The following is a 21628-nucleotide window of genomic DNA, read 5'->3' as shown; positions in this document are numbered from 1 at the left end:
TATGATAATCATAGAAAATTTTCTATCATTTCTGCCAACGCCATTTATCACACCCACACCACAATGATTTAATTATACTTTTAAAATCAATTAGTTATATAAAAATTATCTGCCATTTTGAAACTTGGCACAACAATTGAATTATCACCATCATGGGCATGTTGGCATACAAAGGGACGCCACCGCCAAAAACGTTGGTTCTTGGGCGGGCTGGGTAATACCAGATGAGATGGGCGAGCAGGTGTTTTGGCACGGTTGCGGATTGCAGGTGCTGGCTATGGTAAATGGTCAACCACTGGCGCACGTTTTCCAACAAAATTTCTTGGCTGTACGACTAAAAACGGCAGTCATCTCATTGCTGCGGGTTCGAATCCCGTCATGTCCACCAAATGACAATAAGGAAACCATCATGCAAAAATTTATCTTGATTCGTGGTCATCAAGGCTCAGGCAAATCCACCTTTGCCCAAACCAAAATTGATGAGTTTAAACAGGCCCATCCTGATGGCGAGATTGTGCATATTGAAAATGACAAATTGCTGTATGACGAACAAGGTCGATACCATTGGACGCCTGAGCGTATTGACAAAGCGGTACGCACAGGTCAAACCATGATGAAACACGCCTTTGATAAATGCCGTCAAAACCGCAATTTGGCGATGCTGGTGATTAACTCAAATACCAACCAAAAATCATCAAACTGCATTCATCTATTACGCTCGGCTCGCAAACATGGGCTGACCACCGAGATTTATCGGCTACATAATTTTTTTGATAATACGCATCATGTTAAATTACATGACGTCTTATCCGCTTATATCAAATTAAATAATAATCGCTTGCGTGATGAAATTCATATCACACCCATAAAACCGATGAGTGATGACATCAAATCAGAGATTGATAAATTAACTCAGTTTGACAATCAAACCATCGCCTTTGATAAAAATCGTCAAAGTCATATTACTGACGATTATTTAAACTATGGCAAACGCAATTTTACCAGCAAACGCTCAAACTTATATCCACAGTTGTCTGTTTTAAAATATAAAAGACAGGTATTTTTTGATAACCGTTTTGATGACGCTCTCATAGAGATGCGTGGTACAATCATTGATGAACATCATCATATCATCGTACGCCCCTTTAAAAAAACCTTTAATTATAGTGAGCGTATCGCCAAAAACAGCAAATACCCCATTAGCATTGATGATACACAGCGTGTTGATGCGGTGGTCAAAGTCAATGGTTTTTTGGGCGTGTGTACTTATGTGGCATTAGATAAAACCCACCCCAGTTATCATGCCAGTTTTAATCATCAGGTGTTATATTCCACCACAGGGTCATTAGACAGCGATTTTGCCAAAATGAATAAAGCTCATTGTCAAAAATATGAAGCTCTTTTTAAAGCATATCCCAATCATACCTTTTTGTTTGAGATTACTGACGAAAAAGACGTTCATATCATCAAAGAAGACTTTGGCGAAACTTTGATTGGCGTGATTGATGTGGCGACAGGCAGACAGTTTGATGAAGACAGATTGGATGACATTGCCAAAAATTTTTATGAACAAAGTGGCATTTTATTAAAACGCCCACAGCAAATCAAAAATATCCCTTTTGGTGATTTAAAACAGCGATTAAAAGAAGTCAAACACGAAGGCTTTATGGTTTTTGACAGCCAAAGCAAAGAGTTATTATTTAAATTAAAATCTCCCTTTTATTTGATTTCTAAATTTTTGGGGCGTAGCAATGATAAAAATATTACCAAAAAACTGGATAAACGTCATGTTGATGAAGAATATTATCCTTTGATTGAGCATATCAAAGCCAATCAAGATACATTTAATCAACTGTCAGAGCTTGATAAAATCCAGTTTATTCAAGTGTTTTTAAGCACCTTATAAATTGATTTAAGGCACCATCAAATATGAGCAAGCTATTTTTTACCTCGGATTTGCATTTTAGTCATAAAAACATCATCAAATTTTGTCCGACATTTCGCCCAAAGACCGATGATATTGATGAACATGATAAATATCTTATTCAGCTTTGGAATAATACTATCAGCCCTGATGATATTGTCTATAATTTGGGTGATGTGTCATTTAGTCATAATCTTAAACACATAGAAAAACTATTGAGCCAATTAAATGGGCAGCATCATTTAATACTGGGCAATCATGATAGTTTAATCGCCACACATAAAGAAAAGTTCTTAAATAAACTTAAAAACGATGGCAATCCCATATTATCATCGGTACAAGATTATTTAAAATTAAAACTGCCTGAGCATAAACAAACATTGATTTTATTTCATTATCCCATTCATGAATGGGACGGCCGCCACAAAGGCTATTATCATCTGCATGGGCATATCCATGACCGAGTGGCACAGGTTCAAGGGCGTATTTTAAATGTGGGCTTTGATTTGCATGGGCGGTTTTTGACGATGGATGACATTAATGGCTTTTTAAAAAATTTGCCTAATGTCTCTCATTTTGATAATGGTGATGAGACTCAATTATATGCAGACATTAATACCAATGCTGTCATCATTAATAATCAACTTTTAAAAATAAACCATTTAATTTAATTAAATGGTTTATCAAAGTATTTAAAAATTGATGAAATAATGCTATGATAATGCCATTATTTAAAATTTTACCTAAGGAATAGTAATGATTTATCAAGAATTAACAACCAAACTTTTAACCAAAAATCCTTATTTTAATGTGTCAGGTTTGACATCATCACAAGCAAATTATATTTGCGAACGCATCAAAGAGACATTAAAACCCATTCAAGACGAAATAGCCAGTCTTGAAACTCACACATCCAGCTTAGATGGTGAAGCTCTTGATAATTTTAAAAAAGTGCATGATATTGATGTCAAATTAGAAAAAATTGGTAAATTATATGCCATTTCTGCATTTTTTCGCACCGCCATTAAAGAAAAAGATAAAAGACTTGCCATCATCAATGATAAAATCAGCCAAATCAGATATGAGCAAGACTTGATTTTACCAAATATTGATATGGAATATTTGGCACAAATAAAAGACGTTAGTATTGATGATTTTTTATTAACATTACCTTTGTCTGATGTCATTAGCTATAAAACTGCCGAAGCTCGTGCTTCACACATTGGTAAATTTATTCATAATTTTGATAAAATTCGCACCAGTCTAACCAAAAAAGAAAAAATCAGCTTTAAACAGGTGGGTGAGCAGGTATTTAAAATCCATCACACGCCACTATATGAATTAGATGAATTACAATCTTTACAAAGCTATTTGCTGGCTGAGCATAGAGAACATGAAAATACTGTTAATCTATACAAGGCGAAGTTTCGTGAATTTGAAAACCAAGCCAAAGTGCGTTATGAAGATGAATTTAACCGCCTACAAAATGAGCGAAATGCTCTTTTAAATGAAAAAGTAAAAGCCCAAACTGAGCATTTGGTATCCATCAAAAATGACATCGCCAATTTTAAAATCATTGTGCCAAATGAATTTAAAGAAATCATTCAAGAATTATTAGCCACGCACACATTGCCAAGTGGTGAATAAATTTGTTAAAATCATTATGGGCATAAGATGATTGACCTATAATCATCTGATGACCCAACCCAAAGTAGCACAAAGCGTTAATTAGATAGTGTATCGCACACATGCATAACCGAATTGAACATTCGCTTGCTCTTGTTATTCGCCCTATTTTTATACTTAATTTTTACCAATTTTAAAAAAATTGGTGCGATTAAGACATGATTTTTGACTTTGACTTAGTAAAAATAGGGGGCTTTGTTTTTTGACATGGTCTTTTTCTGCGTGCTTTGTGCTACTTTACCTTTGATGGTGGATATTTTGTTTTTTGTTTGATGACATCAAAAATATGCTATAATGACCCATTTTATCACACAAATATCACCATGAAATTCATCAAAATCGCTCTATCTATTGCCACATTATCCGCTTTGCTTGGCTGTCAGCAAAACGAAAACACCCCCCAAACTGACAAAACCAAGAGTACCACAACACAAAGCACGCTTTCTAATACACCCGCCCAAAACAGCGACCCCAATCATCAGCCCGACATCGCCAAAGCCTTGCAAGACAACCTAAACAAATCAGGCATTGATGTTCATGTTACGTCTGTTGTTCCTACCCAAATGCCACAAATGTACTGGGCAACAATTGATGGTGCGTCTCCTGTTTTTGTGGACAAAACTGGCAGTTATATTATTGATGGCACAATTGTAGAGTTAGGTGGTGAGCGTCCTGTGGACATTGCCGTAAAAATCCGCTCCACCGCCGCCAAAACCGCCCTAACCAACGTAGATGACTCACAAATGATAATTTTTCCTGCCAAAGGCGAAACCAAAGCTGTCATCTATGCCTTTACTGACCCCACTTGTGGCTACTGTCAAAAACTGCATGAAGAAATCAGCGACATCAATGCAGGCGGCATAGAAGTTCGTTATCTGGCGTGGCCTCGTGGCGACAAACCCCTGCCACTGGCAGAAGCCATCTGGTGTAGCCCTGACCGCAAAGATGCCTTAACTCGTGCCAAAAAAGGCGAGAGCATTAATGCTCCTGCTTGCGATAACCCTGTCAAAACTCATGTTGCCTTAGGGTATAGCTTGGGTGTTACAGGCACGCCTGCCATTTTTGCTGAAAACGGCGTGCAACTTGGCGGATATTTGCCATCAAATGAGCTTATCAAATCTGCCATTGCCAATAAAAACTAAGGCTTTTATGCATGACAATCATATCCCTATAATTTTTAGGGATATTTTTACAAAAAAATTTAAAAGACCACTAGCGAAAGATGGTGGTTTGTGGTAAGTTAGACAACCCATTTTTTTAAATTTAGTCGCTTTTATCATCAGAATATCATCATGAAAACTATCAATCTTGCTGTTCTTGGGCTAGGCACTGTTGGCACAGGCGTGGTTCATCTTTTAAAAGACAACGTCCAAGAACTCACCCGCCGCACAGGCTATCATCTCAATATCACCCATGTTGGCACACGTCGCCATCGCACCGACATTGATCCTACCATCAAACAAAGCGATGACCTGCTTGCCATTGCGTCTGCTCCTGATGTGGATATTGTCATTGAAGTCATTGGTGGCACAGACACCGCCAAAGATGTCATCACTCACGCCATCAAACACGGCAAACACGTGGTTACCGCCAACAAAGCTCTGCTTGCCAAACATGGTAATGAGATTTTTGCCCTAGCTGAACAGCACGGCGTACAGGTGCGTTATGAAGCGGCGGTGGCAGGTGGCATTCCCATCATCAAAATCATTCGTGAAGCTCTTGCTGCCAACAAAATTGACTGGGTGGCAGGCATCATCAATGGTACGGGCAATTTTATTTTGTCAGAAATGCAGTCAAAAAATCGCAAATTTAGCGATGTGCTTGCCGAAGCCCAAGAGCTAGGTTATGCCGAAGCTGACCCAACCTTTGACGTGGAAGGCATTGACGCTGCTCACAAACTGTCTTTGCTTGCGTCCATCGCCTTTGGCATTCCTTTACAGTTTGATAAAGTGTATTGTGAAGGCATCACCAAAATTAGCTTACAAGATGTGGTCTATGCCAAAGAGCTTGGCTACACCATCAAGCACTTAGGTTTTGCGTTTCGCCGTGAACATGGCTTTGAGCTGCGTGTCCACCCCACGCTCATTCCCAACAGCACCCTACTTGCCAACGTCAATGGCGTAAAAAACGCCGTCATGGTAGATGCTCACCCCCTTGGTCAATCACTCTACTACGGCGATGGTGCAGGGGCAGGTGCGACAGCATCGGCAGTGATGGCGGACGTGATGGACTTGATTTATGTCATTGAAGCCACGCCTGATGACGATGACAGCGACACCCTAGCAGATGTGCCACATTTGGCGTTTATCCCAGAGCAACTGTCTGATACTCGCGTACTGTCCAGCGATGAGATGACTTGTGGCTACTATTTGCGTTTGACAGTCAAAGATGAGCTTGGCGTATTGGCAGACACCACTCGCATTCTTAGTGATAACGGCATTAACATTGATGCCATCATGCAGCGAGACGCCCACAAATCAGGGTTGGTGCCTGTGATTATCCTAACTTTGCCTGTGCTAGAACAGCAGATGAATCAAGCCATCAAAGAGATAGAAGCCCTATCTGCGGTGGTAGAACCTGTGGTTCGCATTCGCCTAGAAAGTCTGGACGAATGACAAAAACACAACAAAAATCGGGCAAGTGTCCGATTTTTGGTTTTTATCACCCCACCAAAGAGCCAATGATGTGCCATGAAGTCCAATTAAGCACCGATTATCCTGATGATTTATCTGTCTTTAACACGCTTAGGATATATTTTGAAAAGACAGCAAATAATACTCATTTAAAATACACGCAACATTATCGCATTGCCACTGATGCACCCCAAAATTGCAGTTGTCATTGACGTATTTTTGATGAGCAATCCTTAACGCAGGATTTATCCATCAACCCCAATGCTTTGGTTGATGATTATGATGAACACTCAAAAGACGAAACTGTATTAAACACCAAATTTGTCTTTCAAATCATCAAAAATATCATCAATCAAGTCTACCATTTGGACAGTTATGTCAATGATTGGAGCATCATTCATGATTTGCCTGAAACATATAGAGACATTGACGTTAATGGCATCAATAAAGACGATTTTTTATTTTATGATGGACAATATATGAATTTTATCACCATATGATTAAATAGGAAGACCCATGACTCCCACCCTATCTTTATCCATAGACCTACTCAAACAACCATCAATCACGCCAAATGACCATGATTGTCAAAATATTTTGGCAGATTTTTTGGGCAAATTGGGTTTTGACTGCGAATTTATGTATTTTGGCGACCCTAATGATGACGGCAAAAATGCCCAAGTCAAAAACCTATATGCCAAAAAAAGGGGGACAGACCCCAACGCTCCCCATTTGTGTTTTCTTGGGCATACCGATGTTGTGCCTGTGGGTGATGAAAAACTTTGGCGTTATCCCCCTTTTGGGGCGACTGTGGCAGATGGCTATCTGTGGGGGCGTGGTGCATCCGACATGAAAACTGCCATTGCTTCGTTTGCTGTGGCGTGTCAAACATTTATCGCCAAACACCCCAATCATCGTGGCGACATTTCTCTGCTTATCACCGCAGATGAAGAAGGCGTGGCAATCAATGGCACACACAAAGTCGCCCTAGCTCTTGCCAAGCGTGGCGAGCGTATGGATTATTGCCTGGTGGGTGAACCATCTAGCAGTGCCACGCTTGGTGATGTGATTAAAAATGGGCGACGTGGCTCATTGGGCGGACGACTGACCATTACGGGCAAACAAGGGCATATTGCCTACCCACATCTGGCTGTCAATCCCATACATCACCTTGCTCCTGCACTGTTGGAACTCATCAATACCACATGGGATAATGGCAACGAATATTTTCCTGCGACCAGTCTGCAAATCTCAAACATCAACGCTGGCACAGGAGCAACCAATGTCATACCCAACAGCGTGGATGTGTTATTTAATTTTCGCTTTTGTACCCAAAGCAGTGCCGAAACATTAAAAGCAAAAACGCACGCCATCTTGGACAAACATCTCAAAGACAGTAAAGCTGATTATGAGATTGAATGGAGCTTATCTGGCGAGCCGTTTTTGACCCCCAAAGGTGAGTTTGTAAATGCGGTGGTCAGTGCCATCAAAGACATCACAGGCACAGATACTCAGCTATCCACATCAGGGGGCACATCGGACGGACGTTTTATCGCCCCCATCATGAATGCCCAAGTGGTAGAACTTGGTGTGCTCAATGACACCATCCATCAGATTGATGAGAAAGTGGCGGTTGATGATTTGGAAAAATTGACATTGATTTATGAAAACATCTTAACGCAGCTTGTCATTTGAAGGTTTTGGATTGGTGGTCAAACCATCAATCCAACTCATCAAGCCATGCCATCTGAATGGCTTCCAAAATCGCTTCATTGGACTTATCAGGCTCACCCACAAAGCCATCAAGCTCACAGACATGGCGGTGCAAATCCGTAAAACGAATGTATTGCACGTCCACATCAGGGTGCTTTTCAGACAATGCAATGGCAATATCTAGGGTGTCATGCCAGTTTAAGGCCATGATGATTCTCCATCAAAATTTTTATTGTAACAAATTTTTGTAAAAATACAAGAAGAACTCACCCCAACCTTTTGTATTTCCAATAAAAACACCGCCACCGAGACCGTTGCGGTGCTTAAAAAAATCAGCCATCAATCAATCGGCGGTGTGTAAGTGCCATTTTTGATATCATCACCAATTCTGTCTGCTTCGGTCAGTACTTGACCCAATAAAGCCTTGACATTATCCAACGTAGCGATGGGGCTTAATGTGGTCATTTTTAATGACTGTACATTTTGCTTGCTATCAATGACGCGGGTTACGCCGATATTAGCTTCCCCACGAGCAAACAGTTCATCAGCAACGTTTTGATTTAGGCTGTCTATAAACTCAGCAGGATAATCTTTTGGCACGACACGAAACAGCACAGACGCAAACTGCGGCTCAACCAGTAGCTCCAAGCCATCAGTGGCACGAATATACTCCGCCACTTCACGGGTGAGTTTGACACCATGGTCAATCATGGAGCCATAGAGCTCTTCACCCAACGCCTCTACCGTAAACCACAGCTTTAAGGCGTCAAAACGGCGAGTGGTTTGCAGTGATTTAGACACCAGATTTGGCACGCCATGCTCTTCATCATAGGCAGAATTTAGGTATTCGGCTTCATAGTGCATAAAGCGATAATTGGCTTCGTCTTTTAACAAAAACGCCCCACACGAGATGCTTTGAAAATAATGCTTATGAAAATCAAGCGTTACTGAGTCGGTCAGTTCAATACCATCAAGCATATCACGATACTCATTGGACAACAGCAAAGCCCCACCCCACGCAGCATCCACGTGCAGCCACGCCCCAAATCTATCACAGAGTTTGCGAATGGTTTTGATGTCATCAATCGCCCCTGCATCTGTCGTACCAGCAGTCGCCACCACGCACGCCACAAGATTACCCTGATTTTGTAAATCAGTCATGATGCTTTCAAGTGCTGCGGTATCCATTTGGGCATTGTCATTAACAGGCACAGTAACCACGGATTGAAAACCCATACCCATCATTGCCATATTTTTTTGCACGCTAAAATGAGCATTTTCTGAACAAATGACCTTCACCTTTTGCATGGCATCGCTAGGAATGCCATCACGTTGCACTGACCACGGCTTGCCATCTTTGTCTGTATAATTTTTGGCAACGCACCAATCACGAGCCAGTAGCACGCCCATCAGATTGGACTGCGTGCCCCCTGATGTGAACACGCCAGCCTGACCACTACCATAACCGACCTTTTGACGTAACCAATCAATGAGCTGAACTTCCATGAGTGAGCCCGCTGGCGACTGGTCCCATGAGTCCATAGATTGGTTGGTGGCGTTAATCAGCACTTCGGCGATTTGCGATGTTACCATCGTTGGGCAATGCAGATGAGCCAGCGAATGTGGGTGATGGACTTTTAAACTTTTATTTAAAAACAACTCCACCAATCGCTCCAACGCCTTATCCACGCCCAAGCCATCTTTGGCAGGTGCAAAGGTAATCTGTGAACGTAGCTCGCTAATACTGCCACCAGTGTACATTTTATCGTTTTGCAGCCATGCTTTGACTGCTCTGACAGCATCGGTCATCGCGCGTTCATAGTCAGCGATGGACGCAGGGTCATTACAAAATAGGGCTTGGCGGTGTTTGGATAGGTCTGACATTTCAAATACCCACATTTATTAAAGTTTACCTATTTTATTACTAATATGCACTAGGGTCAAGTTAGTTTGGATTAAAACAAATTCTTTATATATTTTCATTTTTTTGATATGATACTTATTATAATTTTTAAAAAAGGATAACCAATGAACCAATCTAAAAATAACCTATTTGCCTTGGCTTATGGTGAATTAATTCAAGATACATTTTTTTGCATGGCTATTTAATTTTGCCAATCCTATTTATCAAAATGACCATCAAACATTACATGACTGTGCAGTAAGATTATTACAAAGATGGCTTAATCAAGATATTACTATTGAAGACATAAAAATCAAAACACAAGAGACTTTTTATGAAAATAAAAAACGTAATTTCATAGATATTGTGATTATTATTAACAGCAGTATATGTATTATTGTAGAGAGCAAAACCAGCAGCCATTTACATTCCAACCAACTAAACCGTTATGCTGATTACGCCAAACAAAAATATAAAAACTTTATCGGAATTTATCTAAAAACAGGTAATGAATCAAGAGCATATCAAAAGAACATTCACCCTTTTAAAGCCGTTAATCGCCAAGACTTATTAAATCATTTTACTCCATATAAAGATAAAATTAGCAATGATATTTTTATTGATTTTATAGAATATTTACAAGACATTGAAAGCAAAACACAAAAATTTAGCATAGCAGACCTTGGCGAATGGGAATCGCGACAATGGCAGGGATTTTATCAACACTTGGATAATCTAAATCTGCTAACTTGGTGGGGAATAGTTAATAATCCTACTCGTCCATTTTTGGTAGCAGATTTTAAAAAGAAAGAATGGCAAGCTCATAATAAAATGTCTTACACCATTGTTTTTGCCATTCATGAACAACAATTAATTTTTGGAATTTATGACAAAATCCACAAAAGCACCAAAATAAGAAATGAATTTTCAAAATATTTACTTAGTCAAGCTAAGGGTAAATTTCCAGAAATTAAAAAACTCCAAAAATTTGGCAGGGGTAGTTTTATGAAAGTGGCAGTTATTGACAATTATTGGTTTGATGAAAATAAGCAATATATTGGCATGAATAATTTGGTTGAGAAATTAAAGAATTATCATAATTTTTTGTTATCTTTATAAATAAATCTAAAAAAAATGGCAATTTAAAACTTGCCATTTTTATCATTTGTACATCTTTGTTTATTTTTAGTTAGCCACGTACCTTTTTCAGTGCTTCACCAACTGCCTTTTTAAAGCGGCTAATCACCTGCTCGCACTCATCTTGGCTGATGGTGATTGGGCACAATAGACGCACCACCGTACCACCACGACCGCCACGTTCTAACAGCAGTTTGTTGTCAAAACATGCTTTTTGGATGGCGACCGCAAGCTCACTGTCAGCAGGATAAGAACCCATGTGGTCAGCTTCTTTACGCTCGTCCACAATCTCAATGCCTGTCATTAAGCCACGTCCACGCACATGACCGATACAGGGGTATTCTTGGGCAAGTTTTTTGAGTTCCACTCTTAAAAATTCGCCTTTGACACGAGCATTTTCTGCCAGATTGTTCTTGGTGATTTCTTCTAGGACGTTATAGCCTGCTGCCATCGCGAGCTGATTGCCACGGAATGTGCCTGTATGTCCAGCAGGCGCCCAAGCGTCAAACTTTTTGTTGATGGCAAGCACACACAAAGGCAAACCGCCACCGACCGCCTTACTCATCACCACCACATCAGGGACAATGTCAGCGTGCTCAAAAGCAAACATCTTGCCAGAGCGAGCAAATCCTGCTTGTACTTCGTCCAAAATCAGCACGATGTCATGTTTGGCAGTTACTTCACGGATTTTTTGTAGCCATTTTTTGGGAGCTGGTACGACACCGCCCTCACCTTGAATGGCTTCTAGGATAACGGCGGCAGGCTTGACCACGCCAGACTCTACATCTTCAATAAAGTTTTCAAAATAATAGGTCAAAGCGTCCACACCCGCTTCACCACCCAAGCCCAAAGGGCAGCGATATTCATGCGGATAGGGCATAAACTGCACGCCCGCCATCAAATTACCCACTTTTTCTTTGGCAGATAAATTGCCTGTCATCGCCAGTGAGCCATGCGTCATGCCATGATAACCACCACTAAATGCAATCACATTATCACGTCCCGTGTAGGTTTTGGCGAGCTTTATCGCTGCCTCGGTGCCATCTGCTCCTGTTGGACCACAAAACTGCAACACAAAATCTTTGGGGAAAAACGACAACAGTTTTTCAGTAAACGCATCTTTAATGGGTGTGGTGATGTCAAGGGTGTGTAGTGGCAATCCACTATCTAGCACGTCCTTGATGGCGTTAATGGTCGCAGGGTGATTATGACCCAATGCCAATGTACCAGCACCTGCCAAGCAGTCAAGATATTCATTGCCTTCTACGTCCGTTACCCAAAGACCTTGGGCTTTGGCAATGGCTAGGGGCAGTTTGCGTGGATAGCTACGAACATTAGACTCCATCTGGTCTTGGCGAGTCAAATAATAGTCATTGGTAGCATTGGGGGTAGGAGTTACAGGGGTATGAACGCTCATATTGGATTACCATCTCCGATAAGGGTTAAAAGAAAAACCTACAAAACCCAAACCCAACACAGCGTTTGGGTTTATTAGGCTCACGACGTTCGGCGTGTGGGTCAATCAGCAAAACACAAAGCAAATTGCACACCAAGTTTAACAAGAGCAAATCACCTCGTCTTTATCCTAATATGGGGATAAAACATGGCGATTCAACCGCTTGTACGGCAAGTTTTTAAATCCAACTAAGTTAAATTTAAAAAGTGGCAAATTATACCATGCTTACATAGTTTGTCTAGCAGTTTTTTAAATAAACCGCCATTATTTTATCACCATCAAATTTTTAATCACCATCCCTTTATCAAAAAAACTAATTTATCAACCTTTTGACTCATAAAAAAACCACATTTTTTAAGATTTATTATATTGATTTGATTAAACCCAAATCACTTGACATATCAAAAAAACATTTCTTTACAACACCCATTATTAAAAATATTTTTAAAATCATAAAGTTATATTTTAAAACATACTCTACCACAACCAACTGATTGCATAATAAAATTCAGGTAATTTTTTTATGATTTATTTTTTAGAAAAATAACTTATATCACCATAAATATACTGATACAATAACAGATTGTTGTTCATAAAAAAAATTATCACATCATCTATCCGATAAATCATTGATGAGCAATCAAGAACCATGCTTGATTTTAATACGGATATTTGCCGCCATATGATCAGTCTAAGCCATTTTAAATATTATTATTTTCCATATTTATACCCACAAAAAACACCGCCTAGATAAGACGGTGTTTTGTCATCAGCGATTAGGCAAGTTGAGCTACACTAATCTTGTCTGATTTTTCAGTGTAGTCGCTCATTTGGTCAAAGTTTAGGTAGTTATAAACTTCGGCTTTCATAGAGTCTAGTTTGCCTGCGTATTGCATATACTCTTCAACAGTAGGCAGTTTACCAAGCACCGATGCCACAGAAGCAAGCTCAGCAGAAGCCAGATACACGTTTGCTCCTTGACCTAAGCGGTTGGGGAAGTTACGCGTTGAGGTAGAAACCGCCGTGCTGTTAGGGGCGATACGAGCTTGGTTACCCATGCACAGTGAACAGCCTGGCATTTCGGTTCTTGCCCCTGCTTGGGCGTAGGTGTTGTAATAGCCTTCGTCCATCAGCTGACGCTCATCCATTTTGGTGGGCGGAGCAATCCATAGGCGAGTAGATAAGCTGCCTGCTGGCACTTCTGAGAGCAGTTTACCTGCGGCACGGAAATGACCAATGTTGGTCATGCACGAACCGATGAACACTTCATCAATCTTATCGCCTGCCACTTCTGAAAGCAATTTGGCATCATCAGGGTCATTTGGACAGCATAGGATTGGCTCTTTGATTTGGGATAGGTCAATCTCATACACTTTGGTGTACTCAGCGTCATCGTCTGCTTTTAGTAGACTTGGGTTGTCCAGCCATTTTTGCATATTTTCAGCACGGCGAGCCAGCGTACGAGCATCACCATAACCTTCGGCAATCATCCATTTGAGCATGACGATGTTGGAACGCAAATATTCAGCCACTTTGTCTTGTGATACGGTGATGGCACAACCTGCCGCTGAACGTTCTGCGGACGCATCTGACAGCTCAAAGGCTTGCTCAACGGTCAAATCATCTTCCATCTCGGTCAAATCAATCTCCAAGATGCGACCTGAGAAGATGTTCTTTTTGCCTTTTTTCTCAACCGTCAAATCACCTTCTTTGATGGCATAATAAGGGATGGCATGAACCAAATCACGCAAGGTGATACCAGGTTGCATTTTGCCTTTAAATTTAACCAAAACAGACTCGGGCATATCCAGTGGCATGACCCCTGTGGCAGCAGCAAACGCCACCAAACCAGAACCTGCTGGGAATGAGATACCAATTGGGAAACGAGTGTGCGAGTCGCCACCAGTACCCACAGTATCAGGCAGTAGCATGCGGTTTAGCCATGAGTGAATCACACCATCCCCCGGACGAAGCGACACACCGCCACGGTTCATGATAAAGTCAGGCAAAGTATGGTGGGTAACCACATCAATCGGCTTAGGATAAGCAGCAGTATGGCAGAAAGACTGCATGACTAAGTCAGATGAAAAGCCTAGGCACGCCAAGTCTTTTAGCTCATCACGAGTCATCGGACCTGTGGTGTCTTGTGAACCAACCGTAGTCATCTTAGGTTCGCAATAAGTGCCAGGGCGGATACCTTGACCTTCTGGAAGACCACAGGCACGACCGACCATTTTTTGAGCTAGGGTAAAGCCTTTGCCTGTATCAGCAGGTTGCTCTGGGGTGCGGAACAAAGTAGAAGGAGCTAGTCCCAAGGCTTCACGGGCTTTGCCTGTCAAGTTACGACCGATGATAAGGTTGATACGACCACCAGCACGCACTTCATCTAAAAGTACAGGAGTTTTTAGTTGGCTTTGAGCGATTTGCTTGCCGTCTTTAAAAGCAGTAACAGTGGCGGTGGCATGGTCAATTTTTAGGGTAACTTCATCACCCATGTTCATGTCGGTAACGTCAATCTCAACAGGCAACGCACCAGCATCTTCCATGGTGTTAAAGAAAATCGGAGCGATTTTACCGCCTAAGCACACACCACCGTCTTTTTTGTTGGGAATGTGGGGGATTTCATCACCAAAGAACCACAAAACAGAGTTGGTGGCGGATTTACGGCTAGACCCTGTGCCCACAACATCGCCCACATAAGCCACTTGGTTGCCTTTGGCGATAAGCTCTTTGATTTGGCTTAGCGGACCTACTTCACCAGGTTTTTCAGGGTTGATGCCATCACGGGTATTTTTTAGCATGGCGTTGGCGTGTAGTGGAATGTCAGGGCGACTCCATGCGTCTTGGGCAGGTGATAAATCGTCTGTGTTGGTCTCGCCTGTTACCTTAAAGACAGTAATAGTCATCTCGCTTGGCACGTCAGGACGGCTGGTGAACCATTCCGCTTCCGCCCAAGATTCTAGCACCGCTTTAGCATTGGCGTTGCCAGCTTTGGCTTTTTCTTCTACATCATGAAACGCATCAAATACCAACAGTGTCTTTTTAAGGGCATCAGCAGCCAATCCGCCAAGCTCGGCATTGTCCAGCAGCTCAACCAAAGGAGCCACGTTATAACCGCCAAGCATCGTACCAAGCAGATAAACGGCACGCTCTTTGCTGATGAGTGGTGATGTCGCTTCGCCTTTGACGATGGCGTTTAAAAAGGCAGCTTTGACATAGGCGGCTTGGTCAACCCCTGCTGGCACACGGTTTTCTAATAAATCCACCAAATAGTCTTCTTCGCCTGCTGGTGGGTTTTTAAGTAGCTCCACCAAATCAGCAGTTTGTGCGTCAGTCAGTGGTTGTGGTGGTACGCCCAAGGCTTCACGTTCAGCAACGTGGGCTCTGTATTCAGCTAACATTTGAGACATAGCATGACTCCCTATGATGATGTCCTAAGTGCTTGATGATATTTTATAATAGTTCTCATTATAAAAATAATTATCAAGTGCCTAGACGTTGATTTTCAAGGCATTTTTTGCCCAACTCTAACAGGCTTATCATACCCTAAAATTATTATAAATTCAAAAAAATATAAATCATAGCCAACATTTATTTAAAAAATGGTAAAATTTCCGCAACCTTTGGCTTAATGCCCTTAAAAACACATCAAAAATTTGACTTCTAACACAGCAAGTCCACCAATCACCGCCCTACAAATCCCACTAATAAAAAAATTCTATCATCTTATGGCAGCTTGGAATTTTTTTATTGACCACATGTCAGGGCTTGTATTGTAAATTTTAATGACACATCAAATTTTAATTAAAAAAACAAAATAAAAAATTAAAATTTATATATTTTACTCATCATAAAAATTCAGTGATAATAGCACCAAGACTTCTGATTTATGTTAAAATTTAATCAGCAAGCTAAATAGCCAGCCACCTTTTTTATTAAGGAACATACCATGACCGACAATCCAAACAGCATGAAATGCCCCTACTCAGGCACATCACTCACCATGAGCAATGGTGCTCCTGTTGCTGACAACCAAAACTCACTCACCGCAGGTGAACGTGGTCCACTACTTGCCCAAGATTTGTGGCTTAACGAAAAACTTGCTGACTTTGTTCGTGAAGTCATTCCAGAGCGTCGTATGCACGCCAAAGGCTCAGGGGCGTTTGGTACATTTACAGTAACACACGACATCACCAAATACACCAAAGCTAAAATTTTTAGCGAAGTTGGTAAAAAAACAGAAATGTTTGCTCGCTTTACCACCGTTGCAGGTGAGCGTGGTGCCGCAGACGCCGAGCGTGATATTCGTGGTTTTGCACTTAAATTTTATACCGAAGAAGGCAACTGGGACATGGTTGGTAACAACACACCCGTGTTCTTTATCCGCGACCCACGCAAATTCCCTGACCTAAACAAAGCTGTTAAAAGAGATCCCAAAACCAACCTACGCTCAGCAACCAACAACTGGGACTGGTGGACACTACTGCCTGAGGCACTTCACCAAATCACCATCGTAATGAGCGACCGTGGTATTCCTGCAAGCTATCGCTTTATGCATGGCTTTGGTAGCCACACTTACAGCTTTATCAACGCAGATAATGAGCGTTTTTGGGTTAAATTCCATTTCCGCACCCAACAAGGCATTAAAAACCTAACTGACAGCGAAGCTGAGGCAGTCATCGCCAAAGACCGTGAAAGCAGTCAGCGTGATTTGTTTGAAGCCATTGAACGTGGAGATTTCCCAAAATGGACAATGTATGTGCAAATTATGCCTGAGGCAGATGCTGACAAAGTGCCATATCACCCATTTGATTTGACCAAAGTATGGCCAAAAGCCGATTATCCACTGATTGAAGTGGGTGAGTTTGAGCTAAACAAAAACCCAGAAAACTTCTTCTTGGATGTCGAACAATCTGCTTTTGCACCAAGCAACTTAGTACCTGGCATCAGCGTTTCACCTGACAGAATGCTACAAGCTCGTCTGTTTAACTATGCTGACGCTCAGCGTTATCGCCTTGGCGTAAACCGCAACCAAATCCCTGTTAATGCCCCACGTTGCCCTGTACATTCAAATCAACGTGATGGACTAGGACGTGTTGATAGCAACTATGGCGGTCGTCCACATTATGAACCAAACAGCTTTGGTCAATGGCAAGAACAACCACAGTATGCCGAGCCACCACTAAAAATCAACGGTGATGCTAAGCATTGGGATTTCCGTGAAGATGACAACGACTATTTTAGTCAGCCACGAGCGTTATTTAACCTGATGAGCGATGAGCAAAAACAAGCATTGTTCAACAACACTGCCGCAGCGATGGGTGATGCTCTTGACTTTATCAAATATCGCCATATCCGCAACTGCCACGCTTGCCACCCTGATTACGGCATGGGTGTTGCCAAAGCACTTGGCATGACGGTAGAAGATGCCATCAAAGCTTACGACACCGACCCTGCCAAACATCAGGCAAGCTGTCTGCCCCCAAAAGCGTGATTTAACTCACAAAAAACCGTCCTTTTAAGGGCGGTTTTTTAATATCAAATCCACTCCCACTTTATCCCAAAAAACCACCCTGACAGCCCATAAGTAAATATTGATAAGCACAGCCATGTAAACAGCCTGTTGTATTTGGCTCAAACCCATCAAATCAGCTCACGCAGATGACAAGCAACACAAGCAAAATCCTTGCTACTTTGTTCAAAGGTCAAATGATTGTGCAAATGTTAAGTTTGGATACCAGTTTTGGTGATTGGTGTTTTTTGTGGTGGGTTTGGCACAAGCTGGCATCATAAATGCAATCAACATCAAGCATACCGCCATACTGATTTTATGCCAAGGGCGGGATAATACTTTCATGGCTTCCCCCTAAAAAGCGTTTATCTTATTATCACCATACGCCTTTTTTGGGGATTCGCTACTGATGTTTATTGATTTTTACCAAAATTAACCGTAAAAAAACCATCAATATAGCCATTAGGCAAACTCTCTAAGGCATATCGCCATTTCGGATTTTTGTCTTTATCAATCAGCAATGCTCGCACGCCTTCTTTAAAGTCGCCATGATTGACAGCGTTTGTACCCACCACCGTTTCCATATCAAAGATTTGTTTTAGTGAAAAATCTTTTTTAGGCGTTCTTAAATCATGATAAATCTTAAACATAATTGCTTTGGTGGTGTCTGAGCCATGCTTATAAATCTCAATGGCAGATTTGATAAATTCGCCATTACCTTGATAAATCTTTAACGCTCTATCAATAGCAAGTAAATCACCTGCATTCATCAAATGATTTATTTCATCAAATTCGTTCATCACCTGAGAATTTGGCAATATGGCTTTATCATGAAACTGATTTAAACACGCTGACAGCAGATGATGGTTTTGGGCATTATCATTGACAAATGTTGTTTTGACCAACGCATTTAATACATCATCAAATTTGTCATGTGCCAAAGCAAAATCCGCCACACCCAACTCATAAGCATCCGCCCCATTAAACCTAGCTCCCGTCAAGCCCAAAAACAGCCCCACTTTGCCCGCCAAATGATTTAAAAAGTAAGAAGCCCCCGCATCAGGAAACAGACCAATGGAAACTTCGGGCATTGCCATCAGCGTTGTTGGTGTAACCACCTTATGGCTAGACGCACAAAACAGTCCCAATCCACCCCCCATGACGATACCATGACCCCACGCCAATATGGGCTTAGCATAAATGTGCATGGCATACATCAACCCATATTCGTGCACAAAAAACTCATAAGCCACTTGCTCATCTGTACCGCCATATAACGCCTTAATGTCGCCCCCTGCACATAGCCCCTTGTCGCCTATGCCGTGTATGACCACCATCGCCACAGCATCATCGCTTGCCCACTCATCAAGGATTGCTCTGGTGGTTTTGACCATGTCAAGCGTTTGGGCGTTTAAAACTTTGGGATTATTTAGGGTAATAATGCCGATATATTTACCGTTTTGAGTGGGCATTAGGCGTGATAAAATCGTTTCTGTCATAACAATTCCTTTTTAAGATAAATCATATAAAACACATAAGATTTTTATCATAGCAAATTTAAAAAACACAATCAACCAACAACTAATTTTAAATTGCAATCACCCCACATTGCTTTTATAATGAAACAAATCTTATTGGAACATCTCATGTATTTTTTATTATCTCCTGCCAAAAATTTAGACGAAAAAACCACGCCCCCATTTACATTTGATGAATACGCAAGCGAGCCTGCACTTATCAATCACGCCATTAAACTTATGCAGACCCTAAAAACAAAAGACGTAATAGATTTACAAGAGCTTATGGGCGTATCTGCCAAAATTGCCGAGTTAAATGTCATACGCAATCAACAATGGACATACCCTTTTCATGACAATAAAAAACTTGCGGTTTATTTATTTGATGGTGATGTTTATACAGGCTTAGATGCTTATTCTTTAACTGCTGATGAAGTATTATATTTAAATAAACATTTGGGCATATTGTCAGGGCTTTATGGACTTTTAAAACCCTTAGATGATATGTTGCCTTATCGCCTTGAAATGGGTACAAAACTTAATACGCCACACGCTCACGATTTATATGAATTTTGGGGCGATGACATCACCAATCTCATCAATGAGCGTATCAAACAAAGCAGCTCAAACGTACTCATCAATCTTGCGTCCAACGAATATTACAAAGCCGTCAAAGCAAATAAAATCAACGCCAACATCATCACCCCCAAATTTTTAGAAGCAAAAAACGGACAATATAAAATCGTCAGTTTTTATGCCAAAAAAGCTCGTGGCATGATGGTGAATTTTGCTTGCAAAAACAACATCACCCACCCTGATGACCTAAAAAACTTTGACATGGCGGGTTATTATTTTGACCAAAAAGCCAGCAGTGATGATGAATGGGTGTTTAAAAGAGACCAACAGTATTAAATAAAACTGACCAAAATTTATACCATAAAATTTCCCCCACTTCATCATAAAAAGTGCTAAAATAATGCCAAATTTATGACAGTTAAATAAGGTAAAAACATGGCAAAAGCAACAAAAAATAAGTCAAACAATGACGGTGATGTTGAATTTAACAAAGAAAAAGCACTCGCCGCCGCCTTGGCTCAGATTGAAAAAGCCTTTGGCAAAAACACCATCATGAATTTGGGCGATGATTCCATCAAAGTAGAAGTAGATACCATTCCCACAGGCTCGCTTGGGCTGGACATTGCTCTTGGGATTGGTGGCTTGCCAAAGGGTCGGATTGTGGAGATTTTTGGCCCTGAAAGCTCTGGTAAGACCACACTAACCCTACAAGCGATTGCTGAATGCCAAAAGCAAGGTGGCAAATGTGCTTTTATTGATGCTGAGCACGCCTTAGACCCTGTCTATGCCAAAAAACTTGGGGTTGATATTGATGGCTTGATGGTCAGCCAACCTGATAATGGCGAACAAGCCCTTGAAATCGTGGATATGCTGGTACGCTCTGGGGCGGTGGATATGATTGTGGTGGACTCAGTTGCTGCCTTGACCCCAAAAGCTGAGATTGAAGGCGAAATGGGAGACAGCCACATGGGCTTACAGGCTCGCCTGATGAGCCAAGCCCTGCGTAAAATCACAGGTAATGCCAAACGTGCCAACTGCATGGTTGTCTTTATCAACCAAATCCGCATGAAAATCGGTGTGATGTTTGGCTCGCCTGAGACCACCACAGGCGGTAACGCCCTAAAATTCTATGCGTCTGTACGTCTGGAAATTCGCCGTATTGGCTCGGTCAAAGACAAAGAAGAGATTTTGGGTAACGAAACTCGTGTTAAAGTCGTCAAAAATAAGATGGCACCCCCTTTTCGCCAAGCCGAATTTGACATTTTATACGGTCAAGGCATTAACCGCCTAGGTGAGATTGTTGATTTTGGCGTAGATATTGGAGAGATTGGCAAATCTGGGGCATGGTATAGCTACGGTGGCTCAAAAATCGGTCAAGGTAAAGCCAATGCCTGCCAGTTTTTGGCAGATAACCCCACCATTGCCCAAGAAATTGAGCAAAAAATCCGTGATTCCAAGCTAAGCAAAGCCACGTCCACCATCTCTCATGATGACACAGACGATGTGCCTGAATATATAGAAGGCATGGAAGAGTAAGCCAGATAAGTATGATAAAGGGGCGTTTTCGCCCT

Annotated in this window: 18 protein-coding genes; 12 read left to right on the top strand and 6 right to left on the bottom strand. The window is 41.4% G+C overall.

The window, feature by feature from the left end; genetic code table 11:
* Window positions 1-136: 136 nt before the first annotated feature.
* From CEW93_RS00330 to dapE, 8 genes are all read left to right on the top strand, one after another.
* On the top strand, window positions 137-1906 hold the full coding sequence (locus CEW93_RS00330) for an RNA ligase (protein ID WP_255503858.1): 1770 nt from the start codon (window positions 137-139) through the stop codon (window positions 1904-1906).
* Window positions 1907-1929: 23 nt separating this feature from the next.
* Window positions 1930-2595 (top strand): phosphoesterase, encoded by a 666-nt coding sequence (locus CEW93_RS00325; RefSeq protein WP_089541151.1) that lies wholly within the window; start codon window positions 1930-1932, stop codon window positions 2593-2595.
* Between the two features lie 85 nt (window positions 2596-2680).
* Window positions 2681-3571: a hypothetical protein gene (locus tag CEW93_RS00320; protein WP_089541150.1), complete on the top strand. Its 891-nt coding sequence runs from the start codon at window positions 2681-2683 to the stop codon at window positions 3569-3571.
* A gap of 362 nt (window positions 3572-3933) precedes the next feature.
* Window positions 3934-4752, top strand: coding sequence for a DsbC family protein (locus CEW93_RS00315; protein WP_089541158.1), 819 nt, complete (start codon window positions 3934-3936; stop codon window positions 4750-4752).
* A 147-nt stretch (window positions 4753-4899) separates the two neighbouring features.
* Window positions 4900-6225: a homoserine dehydrogenase gene (locus CEW93_RS00310; RefSeq protein WP_089541149.1), complete on the top strand. Its 1326-nt coding sequence runs from the start codon at window positions 4900-4902 to the stop codon at window positions 6223-6225.
* The gene (locus CEW93_RS00305) at window positions 6222-6455 is read left to right on the top strand and encodes a hypothetical protein (protein ID WP_089541148.1); all 234 of its coding nucleotides are present in this window, start codon (window positions 6222-6224) and stop codon (window positions 6453-6455) included. Before CEW93_RS00310 ends, CEW93_RS00305 begins: the two co-directional genes overlap by 4 nt.
* Window positions 6456-6509: 54 nt before the next feature.
* On the top strand, window positions 6510-6743 hold the full coding sequence (locus CEW93_RS00300) for a hypothetical protein (protein ID WP_089541147.1): 234 nt from the start codon (window positions 6510-6512) through the stop codon (window positions 6741-6743).
* A gap of 16 nt (window positions 6744-6759) precedes the next feature.
* Entirely contained in the window at window positions 6760-7938 is a 1179-nt protein-coding gene (gene dapE, locus CEW93_RS00295; protein ID WP_089541146.1) for a succinyl-diaminopimelate desuccinylase, read from the top strand.
* A 25-nt stretch (window positions 7939-7963) separates the two neighbouring features.
* Here the strand turns inward: dapE and iscX are convergent, their stop codons facing one another.
* Window positions 7964-8164 carry a Fe-S cluster assembly protein IscX gene (iscX, locus tag CEW93_RS00290; protein ID WP_089541145.1) on the bottom strand — a complete coding sequence of 67 codons (201 nt, stop codon included), beginning with the start codon at window positions 8162-8164 and terminating at the stop codon, window positions 7964-7966.
* Between the two features lie 131 nt (window positions 8165-8295).
* On the bottom strand, window positions 8296-9840 hold the full coding sequence (locus CEW93_RS00285) for an aspartate aminotransferase family protein (protein WP_089541157.1): 1545 nt from the start codon (window positions 9838-9840) through the stop codon (window positions 8296-8298).
* Between the two features lie 199 nt (window positions 9841-10039).
* On the opposite strand from CEW93_RS00285, the gene CEW93_RS00280 reads away from it, so the two are divergent.
* A complete protein-coding gene (locus CEW93_RS00280; RefSeq protein ID WP_089541144.1) occupies window positions 10040-10978 on the top strand; it encodes a PD-(D/E)XK nuclease family protein in 939 nt (312 codons plus the stop codon).
* Window positions 10979-11048: 70 nt separating this feature from the next.
* Here the strand turns inward: CEW93_RS00280 and CEW93_RS00275 are convergent, their stop codons facing one another.
* Window positions 11049-12413 (bottom strand): diaminobutyrate--2-oxoglutarate transaminase, encoded by a 1365-nt coding sequence (locus CEW93_RS00275; RefSeq protein WP_089541143.1) that lies wholly within the window; start codon window positions 12411-12413, stop codon window positions 11049-11051.
* 815 nt (window positions 12414-13228) lie between these two features.
* Window positions 13229-15853, bottom strand: a complete 2625-nt coding sequence (locus CEW93_RS00270) for a bifunctional aconitate hydratase 2/2-methylisocitrate dehydratase (protein WP_089541156.1) — start codon at window positions 15851-15853, stop codon at window positions 13229-13231.
* Window positions 15854-16401: 548 nt separating this feature from the next.
* Between CEW93_RS00270 and CEW93_RS00265 the strand changes: the two genes are divergently transcribed.
* On the top strand, window positions 16402-17946 hold the full coding sequence (locus CEW93_RS00265) for a catalase (RefSeq protein WP_370511923.1): 1545 nt from the start codon (window positions 16402-16404) through the stop codon (window positions 17944-17946).
* A 204-nt stretch (window positions 17947-18150) separates the two neighbouring features.
* Here the strand turns inward: CEW93_RS00265 and CEW93_RS10760 are convergent, their stop codons facing one another.
* Window positions 18151-18309: a hypothetical protein gene (locus CEW93_RS10760; RefSeq protein WP_186727856.1), complete on the bottom strand. Its 159-nt coding sequence runs from the start codon at window positions 18307-18309 to the stop codon at window positions 18151-18153.
* Between the two features lie 68 nt (window positions 18310-18377).
* A complete protein-coding gene (locus CEW93_RS00260) occupies window positions 18378-19463 on the bottom strand; it encodes an enoyl-CoA hydratase/isomerase family protein (protein WP_089541142.1) in 1086 nt (361 codons plus the stop codon).
* A gap of 147 nt (window positions 19464-19610) precedes the next feature.
* On the opposite strand from CEW93_RS00260, the gene yaaA reads away from it, so the two are divergent.
* Together yaaA and recA are read left to right on the top strand one after the other, a co-directional pair.
* Window positions 19611-20393: a peroxide stress protein YaaA gene (gene yaaA, locus CEW93_RS00255; protein WP_089541141.1), complete on the top strand. Its 783-nt coding sequence runs from the start codon at window positions 19611-19613 to the stop codon at window positions 20391-20393.
* 99 nt (window positions 20394-20492) lie between these two features.
* On the top strand, window positions 20493-21593 hold the full coding sequence (gene recA / locus CEW93_RS00250) for a recombinase RecA (RefSeq protein WP_089541140.1): 1101 nt from the start codon (window positions 20493-20495) through the stop codon (window positions 21591-21593).
* Window positions 21594-21628: the final 35 nt, after the last annotated feature.

It is taken from the genome of Moraxella sp. VT-16-12, from assembly GCF_002224245.2.
Lineage (GTDB): Bacteria > Pseudomonadota > Gammaproteobacteria > Pseudomonadales > Moraxellaceae > Moraxella.
The sequence above is the reverse complement of the archived record's forward strand: the minus strand, read 5'-3'. Positions and strand labels throughout refer to the sequence as shown.